Source organism: Haladaptatus sp. W1 (genome assembly GCF_001723155.1).
Classification (GTDB): domain Archaea; phylum Halobacteriota; class Halobacteria; order Halobacteriales; family Haladaptataceae; genus Haladaptatus; species Haladaptatus paucihalophilus.
The window spans coordinates 1-8,242 of the sequence record NZ_MEIH01000348.1 but is presented as its reverse complement, the minus strand read 5'-3'; the positions used below and the strand labels follow the sequence as shown (position 1 = coordinate 8,242).

Sequence of the window (8,242 nt, the reverse complement as noted above, 5' to 3'; positions counted from 1 at the left end):
TCTGGCCGGCTACGGACGCTTTAGGCCCAATAAAATTGGCCATCACTTGAGCTGCCGGTATTACCGCGGCGGCTGGCACCGGTCTTGCCCAGCTCTTATTCGTGTACCACCTTACGATACACAAAAGCGAGGACGTTATGCCCTCGCACTTCGGTCTCAGGTCCGTGCTGGCGCGGACGCTGACGTTCATCTTCTTCGCCAGCGCGATTTGGGCGCTGTTGCCCCTCCTCGTCCGCAATCAACTCGGCCTCGGTGCGAGCGGATACGGCCTCGTACTCGGTGTGACCGGCCTCGGGTCGGCGGCGGGAATCACCGTTCTCGAACGGGCGCGGCAGCGGTACACCACGAACCAGGTCGTCCTCGGCGCGTCCGCGTTGTTCGCCGCCGTGCTGGTGGTGCTCGGAACCGTCCACGTCGTCGCCGTCGCTCTCGTCGCCGTCGCCGTGGGTGGAATCGCGTGGATTTCCGTGCTGTCGAGCCTGAATACGGCGGTACAGACGCTCTCGCCGGAATGGGTTCGCGCCCGGACACTCTCCGTGTACATGCTCTTCTTCCTCGGCGGAATGGCAATCGGCGGGTTGGCGTGGGGCGCGGTGGCCGACTATCTCGGCACACCAGAAACGCTCGTCGTGGCGGGCGCGGGGTTGTTCGTCGGACTCGTGGGTGCGATTCGCTGGCGGTTCCCTGTCACCGACGACCTGGATTTGCGCCCGTCCGCCCACTGGCCCGACCCGGAAACCGCGTTCGACCCGAACCCCGAATCGGGACCGGTACTCGTCAGCGTCGAGTACCGAATCGACCCGACGACGACGGTGGAGTTCTTCGACGCCATGCGGGAGTTGGAGACGGTGCGGCGACGAAACGGCGCGCGTTACTGGGGCGTGTTCCGCGACACGACGACGCCGGACCGATACGTCGAAGTCTATCTCACCGGCACGTGGATGGCCCACCTCCGCGAACACGAGCGCGTATCGGTGGCGGACCGGGAGATACAGGAACGAGCGTCGTCTTTCCATGTCGGCGAGGAGCCGCCGACCGTCTCTCACTTCGTTTCGGAGATGGACGGCTGAAGGAGGCCGGATGAGCGATAGAGGGGTGGCCGGTTAACCGCCGGAGAACGTGGCTCGGCGTACGTCAGGAACGTGGCGGATAGTGAGTATTTATCTTCGACGCGAACATCGATTACGTATGCGCCCTCCGATGAGGAACGAACGTCTCACTCGTGCTGGCGGCGGCGACCGTCGAATTCTTCGTCGATCTCCGGGGACCGAACCGCGAACCCACCGACCGAACGTCCGCCGACGGAGCAGTTCGACTACTGACCACTTCGTCGGCGAGTCTCGGCGCTTATCACGGTCGCCACCGAACGGGCGGGCATGAACGATGCAGTCGGAAACGACCGGTGTCCCTCTGACCGGAGGTCGGTGACGGATGAGAAATAGCGAACCGGCCGACCTCGCCGAGGTCGTGACCGAGCGGTTCGGCGGCGATGCGGCGAGCGTGACGGTGGCGTCGGCCCCCGGCCGGGTCAACCTCATCGGCGGACACACGGATTACAACGACGGCTTCGTCCTCCCCGTCGCCATCGACCGCCGGACCGCGGTTGCCGCCAGGCCCCGCACCGACCGCACCGTCCGGGTGTTTTCGACGAACGTCGGCGAGACGCGGACGTTCTCGCTCGACTCGCCCGCGACCGAAGAATCGTCGTGGGTCGGCTACGTCGAAGGGGTCGCTCGCTCGCTGGCCGACGAAGCGCCGTCCCCCGTTTCCGGCCTCGACCTCGCGGTACGGGGTAACGTACCGATGGGCGGCGGGCTATCCTCGTCGGCGTCGCTCGAACTGGCGGCCGCGACCGCGCTGAACGAAACGTGGACTCTCGGCCACGACCGGACGGAACTCGCGGACCGCTGTTGGCGGGTCGAACGCGAGTTCGTCGGCGTCGAGTGCGGCATCATGGACCAGTTCGTGGTCGGGCTCGGGGAATCGGACCGGGCGCTGTTTCTCGACTGCCGGACGCGTGAGTACGAACGGTACCCTCTCGACGGAGACGTTAGGGTCGTCGTGACGAACACGAACGTCGAACACGAGTTGGTCGATTCGGCGTACAACGAGCGAGTCGAGCAGTGTCGGGAGGGTGTCGAACTGCTCGCCGAGTCGCTGTCGCACGACGTGAACGCGCTCCGAGACATGTCCGTGGCCGAGTTCGAGGAGCGAGCGGAAACGCTCCCGGAGACGGTGCGAGACCGCTGTGAACACGTCGTCCGCGAGAACGAACGAGTGAAGACGGCCGCGAACGCCCTCGAAACCGGCGACATGGAGCGCGTCGGGGCGTTGATGGGATCGTCCCACCGAAGCCTCCGCGATTCGTACGAAGTCAGTTGCGAGGAGCTGGATTTCGTGGTCGAAACCGCCGAGTCGGTCGATGCCGAACTCGGGTCGCGCATGACCGGAGCCGGATTCGGCGGTTGTGTCGTGAGCCTCGTCCGGTCGGATTCGGTCGAATCGTTCGCGGAGACGGTTCGAGCGGCGTACGCCGCGGAGACCGGCATCGAACCCGACATCTTCCCGTGTGCGGTTGGTGACGGCGCACGGGTCGAGAACGGGCCGTCGGAGTGACGGGTGTCGGACGGTTGGCGATAGCCGACGGACGACGGTTTGACTCGTCGCCCGTGTCCATGAGAACTATCTTCCCGCCGGGCGTATCTGGGTGCATGACGGAGATACTGCCGAACGAGACGAAGCGCTTCCTTCGTGCCGCAATCGCCGAACCCGACGAGACGCTACAGGAGATGGAAGAGCGCGGCGAGGACTTCCCGACCGTCGGGCGCGACGTGGGGCAATTCCTGCGGGTGCTCGCGTACGCCGTAGACGCGGAGCGAATCTTCGAGTTCGGGTCCGGGTTCGGCTACTCCGCCTACTGGTTCGCCGAGGCGCTTCCCGAGGACGGCGAAATCGTCCTCACGGAGTTCGACGACGACGAACTCCGCGAGGCACGCGACTACCTCGAACGGGGCGGGTTCGCGGACCGCGCCGTCTTCGAGAACGGCGACGCGAACGAAATCGTCGAGCGTCACGGCGGTCCCTTCGACGTGGTGCTCATCGACCACAACAAGGACGGCTACCCGGAAGCGTGGGACGCGATTCGGGAGAAAGTCGCACCCTGCGGCGTCGTCATCGCCGACAACGCGATGGTCAGCGGGATACAGGACTTCGACGCGATTCTCGCCGCCATGGAGGGCGAGGACCCCGAGATGGACGCCGAAACCCGCGGCATCGCGGAGTACCTGCTGACGGTGCGCGACGACCCGGATTTCGAAACCTCCGTCGTCCCGCTCGGCGAGGGTATCGCGGTGAGCTATCGGCGCTGAAACGCGAGCGGTTCGGGTTCGGCGCGTTCCTACGTGTCGGTCGCCGAAACTTCGTTCGCCTTCGCTTCCGCGCGTTCGACGACCGACGGACGGCCGCGTATCGTCGCGGAGACGGTTCCGTCCGCGTAATCGACGCGCTCGACCGTCACGCGGTCGTGGAGCCACGACACGACGGACATCGCGTCGGAGCAGTTCGGCATCGTCAGGTCCGCCGTGGCGGTCGGAAGGCGTTCGTACACCACGTCGGTCAGTTGGTCCACGTTCGTGTCGTTCGTGACGCTGATGGGAATCGGCATGGGATCCAACTCCGAGACCGCTTCGAGGCGCTCTTCTCGCTCGTCCTCGTCGAGCAGGTCGATTTTGTTGAGCGTCACGATGACGGATTCGGGTTCGACGCCTTGAGACGAAAGGACGTCGAGCGAGACGCGGAGTTTCGACCGAAGGTCCGAAAGGGGGTCGCTCCCGTCCGCGACGAGGACGACGATATCAGCGGCCGCCGCCTCGGATAGGGTGTCGCTGAACGATTTCACGAGCCAGTGTGGGAGTTCCTGCACGAAGCCGACCGTATCGGTCACGAGGACCGGTCGGCCGTCGATTGTCGTCCGCCGCGTCGTGGTTTCGAGCGTCTTGAACAGGCGGTCCTCTATCGCCGCCGTCGCGTTCTTATCCGAGTGGTCCGGCTCGGCACTCGACAGGTCGAGTTCGTCCGCGAGTCGGTGCAGGAGGGTCGATTTCCCGGCGTTCGTGTACCCCGCGATGGTCACGAGGTCGAAACCCTGCTCCCGACGCCGCTCGCGGAACCGTTCCGCCGGACTCGGCAGTTCGTCGAGTTTCCGTTCGAGTTCCCGAATGCGTTTTTCGGCGTCGTGGACGCGCGTTCCCGTCTCCAGCATGATGTTCATGCGTTGCGGGTCGGACTCGGCCTCGATACGCGGGAGTTCGTACTTCAGGCGCGCGAGTTCGACCTGCAACTGCGCCGGTTTGGTGCTCGCCTGCTCGCCGAAGATTTCGAGGATGAGGCGGTATCGGTCGTAGAGTCGGGTTTCGTCGGGAAGGGCGTCCCGAAGTTGCTTCGTCTGTCCGGGCGTGAGTTCGTCGTCGACGAGGACGAGGCGAGCGCCGGTGTCGGCCACGGCGTCCGTGAGTTCCTCGACTTTCCCGGTTCCGAGATACGTTCCGAGGTCTTCCGCACGGGTTTGCGTCACTTCGCCGACGACCTCGTACCCCGCCGCGGTGACGAGGGCGGTGATTTCGTCGGTTTCGACCGGCGCGCTGTCGGCGCGTTTGGCGACGAGTGCTGGTGTTGTTGAATCGTCTGTCATGTCGTGGGATGGATGCTACAGGTTGGGTGGCGATACCGACCGCTCACGAGTCCGAGCGCCGTTCGAGCGACACGCGAACTCGAAACTCGACGGAAGCCGCGCTCACGGAGGTCCGTCGGGACCTCGGGAACCGAGCGCGGACTCAGAAGAGGAAAAGGGTCTCCATGTCGTGTTCTACACTGCATCCGCTTGGAATAAAAAGACTAGTGCAAATTGATATCGTTTATCATGGTCCGACGGCGCGAGCGAGCATACAGTACACGGGGCTTCGTAACCGAACGGTCGTCGATTACTGAAAGCTACTATTATCTACTAATTGATACTGAATTCTACTATTTGCCATCGAAAAATACTGAACGGAGTCCGTCAGCGACTGTAGTCAACTATCGACTATCGCCGACTGCCGGGTTGCGGGTCCACGTGCGGTTTCGCCATCAGGTCGGAGAACCGCGCGTCGTCGAGCCAATCGAGCAGTTGAACCAACTGCTCCGTCGCCGCCTCGAAGATTTCTTCGCCCTTTTCGGGCGTCGCGTCGGTCTGGTCGCCGAAGACGCCGTTTTCGCTGTTGTCGATGGCGTCGTAGTAGTTCCGCGCGCCGTGAATCGTGGGATTTCCGTCCAAGAGGTTCACCACGCCTCCGTCGCGGGCCTCTTCCAACTTATCCTCGCGCACGAGTTCCGGCGCGATGTGCATAATCATCGCCGTCTCCTTCGGGCCGCCGTGCGGGCCGTTGTGTTCGAAGATGTCGCTCACGAGTTCGGGAATCGACTCGTCCCACATCCACTCGACGGCGAAGGCCGCCTCGTCCTCGCGCAAGCGGCGGCCGACTTCGCGGAGGTGTTGCATGTTGCCGCCGTGGGCGTTGACGTAGACGATGCGGTCGATGCCGTGGTAGGTGAGATTGCGCGAAAAGCTCTCGACGTAATCGCGAAACTGCGGCGGGTCAACCGACATCGTTCCGTGGAACTGCATGTGATGCGTACTGACGCCGACGTTGATTGTCGGCGTGCAGAGGTAGCCCGCGCGGTCCGCCGCCTCGCGGGCCAGCGCCTCCGCGATGAGGTGATCGGTCGCAAGCGGGAGGTGCGGGCCGTGCTGTTCGGTCGAACCGAGCGGAACGACGGCGACGGACTCTTCGGCCACGTAATCCCCGAGCTCGGGCCACGTCTGGTCGGCAAGGTACATGCGTGTGGGAGGGTGCCGCGGGAGCATAAATTTCAGCCCCGCGGAAAATACGTGGTCAATCCAGACAGTGACCGGCGAGCGAGAACCCGCACGATTCGAACGCGTACACGGTGTCGGAGTTGGCGGTGACGACCGCGAGGCCGTCCGAGAGCGCGATAGAGGACTTGAGACCCATCCCGCTTTCGATGCCGCCGAACGCCAGTTCCTCGCCGCTCTCCGGGTCCAAAACGGCGATTCCGTCGTTCGACCGATTCGTCACGGCGCCCGCGTAAATCGCCTCGTCCGTGATGGCAGGCGTCGAGCGCTCGACCCCCGACGGGTAGTTGTGTCGCCACAGTTCATCGCCCGTCATCGCGTCCAACGCGACGAAGTTCCGGAGGTTTTCGCTGAAATACACTCTCCCGCCCGCAACCCCCAGTCGGCGGCCGAGTCGCGTTCCGCGGCCGGAAACCCGCCACTGCTCGTCGCCCGTCTCCGCGTCCAGCGCGACGACGAACGCCTCCTCGCCGTCGTCAGATTCCGCCGAAACGTAGACGCGGCCGTCGGCGAACACGGGCGGGCCGTACGCCGCTAGCTCTTTTTTCCACAGTACGTGTCCCGACTTTCCGTTCAGCGCGACGACGCCGTAATCCAGTGCGGCGAGGTAGACGACGTCCCTCGCGTACGCTGGCGGGAAGGTCCACCCCCGTCCGTCGGTTTGCGGAACGTGTTTCCAGACGACCTGCCCGGACGAGTCGTCGATGGCGTACAGCGCCTCCGTCGCCTTCGGGCCGTCGGAATCGGCCGTGACGCTCGCCGTCGGCGCGTAGACGAATCCATCGGTAACGACCGGATGGGCCGACCGCAAACCGCCGTTGGTGGGTCCGCCGTGCATGGGGACGTGCCAGCGTTCCTCCCCATCGATGGTCAGACTGTGGAGGCCGTCGAAACACTGGAGGTAGAGGTTTCCGTTCGCGTGAACGACGGAATCGCGGTACACATCGTTGACTGTATCGAGCGTTCCCCTCCCGGTTGCGACCGTGAAATCGTCTTTCGTCTCTCCGGTATCGATATCGAGGACGCGGATACCGACGTTCGTGGGACCATCCGAATACTCGTCGTTGCCGTACCCGACGTACACCGAATCGTCCGCGAGGACTGGTGAGGAGACGTTGTAGGTCTCGGGAATGCGGGCCGACCACTTCATCACGGGGTTCGACTTCGGCCCGCGATGTCGCGGGGCGTCGCCGCTGTTTCGCATGTCGTAGCCAGCGCGGGGCCAGTCACCTCGAATCGAATCGTCGCCGGTACACCCGGCGAGGAGACCGACCGAACCGGTGCCGACGGCGGCGAGCACGTCTCGTCTGGAGGGCATTTGACAGAAGACGTGGGACGGGTCGCATAAGTTTTCTTATCGGCAGGAGGGGCGAACCGACGCGTTACCGAAGTCCGAAGGGCGACGGCTTGCGCTCGGTGGGAAGTCAGAACCGCTTTTCGATGGAGCGGACGCCGGTCGCTAGCTCGTCGCGTTCGAAGTATACGCCTTCGAGGAAGACGAGGGTGACGGCGATGGCGAGGACGAGACAGAACACGCTGAACTCCTCGACGTAGAGGTGCCAGAGGAATATCGGGAGGAACACCACGGTGCCCACCAGTCCGACGAGCGGGATGGCGGAAACGAGGTCGTCGCGTTGCGTGTAGGCGAGGGCATTCATCGCGCCGAAGACGACGATGAACGACAGGGACGCGAACTCCGTGATGGCGGTGAGGCTTCCGTAAACCGTCAGCAGAATCGTCAGTCCGCCGATGACGAGCAGCGTTTTCGTCGGGACGCCCGTCTCCCGCGTCGGGGCGAGGCGGTCGGGGAGCAGGTCGTCCGTACTCATCCCTTTGGCGAACAACGCGGTGCTGAACAGGGTCGCGTTGATGGCGCTGGCGGTCGAGGCCACCGCCGCGATACCGATCAAGACGTAGCCGATTTTGCCGGAGAACTGTTGTGCGGCGAGTGCGAGCGCGAGGTCGGGGCTTTCGGCTACGGCGCGCTCTTCGACCACGCTGAGCGTCACGAAAGCAACGAAGACGTAGGCGAGCGCCGAAACGGGAATGGAGACGTAGACGGCTTTGCGGATGGTTTCGACCGGGTTTTCGATGCTCTCTTGGTCGTAAAAGAGGAGCTGCCAGCCCTCGAACGAGACGAACGCGACCGCGGCGGCGAGGACGGGAGCGTCCGGACTCCGAAGCGATTGTTCCACCCCGAATTCGAGTTGTCCGTGAGCGTAGCCGTACCAGACGCCGAGGAGGACGAACAGCAGGACGATGAGGAGTTTGAGGGCGACGAGGAGGTCCTCGACCACCCCGGACTCGTGGACGCCGAGGAGGTTGAGTCCG

The 8,242-nt window shown here is 64.1% G+C and carries 7 protein-coding genes and 1 rRNA gene; 3 read left to right on the top strand and 5 right to left on the bottom strand.

Annotated elements, in window-relative coordinates:
• Nucleotides 1-191: ribosomal RNA gene (locus BG842_RS20525) — 16S ribosomal RNA — on the bottom strand; the annotation flags it as partial.
• Between BG842_RS20525 and BG842_RS20520 the strand changes: the two genes are divergently transcribed.
• From BG842_RS20520 to BG842_RS20505, 3 genes are all read left to right on the top strand, one after another.
• Nucleotides 180-1,070: an MFS transporter gene (locus tag BG842_RS20520; protein WP_342764822.1), complete on the top strand. Its 891-nt coding sequence runs from the start codon at nt 180-182 to the stop codon at nt 1,068-1,070. The two genes, BG842_RS20525 and BG842_RS20520, sit on opposite strands and share 12 nt — an antisense overlap.
• Before the next feature lie 361 nt (nt 1,071-1,431).
• Entirely contained in the window at nt 1,432-2,616 is a 1,185-nt protein-coding gene (locus BG842_RS20510; RefSeq protein WP_069452245.1) for a galactokinase, read from the top strand.
• A gap of 95 nt (nt 2,617-2,711) precedes the next feature.
• Nucleotides 2,712-3,368, top strand: a complete 657-nt coding sequence (locus tag BG842_RS20505) for an O-methyltransferase (RefSeq protein ID WP_069452244.1) — start codon at nt 2,712-2,714, stop codon at nt 3,366-3,368.
• A gap of 29 nt (nt 3,369-3,397) precedes the next feature.
• Here BG842_RS20505 and hflX read toward each other — a convergent pair whose 3' ends face one another.
• The 4 genes from hflX to BG842_RS20485 form a co-directional block, all read right to left on the bottom strand.
• The gene (gene hflX, locus BG842_RS20500; protein ID WP_069452243.1) at nt 3,398-4,690 is read right to left on the bottom strand and encodes a GTPase HflX; all 1,293 of its coding nucleotides are present in this window, start codon (nt 4,688-4,690) and stop codon (nt 3,398-3,400) included.
• A gap of 390 nt (nt 4,691-5,080) precedes the next feature.
• Nucleotides 5,081-5,875: a creatininase family protein gene (locus BG842_RS20495; RefSeq protein WP_069452242.1), complete on the bottom strand. Its 795-nt coding sequence runs from the start codon at nt 5,873-5,875 to the stop codon at nt 5,081-5,083.
• A 55-nt stretch (nt 5,876-5,930) separates the two neighbouring features.
• A complete protein-coding gene (locus BG842_RS20490) occupies nt 5,931-7,229 on the bottom strand; it encodes a PQQ-binding-like beta-propeller repeat protein (protein ID WP_069452241.1) in 1,299 nt (432 codons plus the stop codon).
• Nucleotides 7,230-7,335: 106 nt separating this feature from the next.
• On the bottom strand, nt 7,336-8,242 hold a 907-nt coding region (locus BG842_RS20485), incomplete at its 5' end, for an APC family permease (protein WP_069452240.1).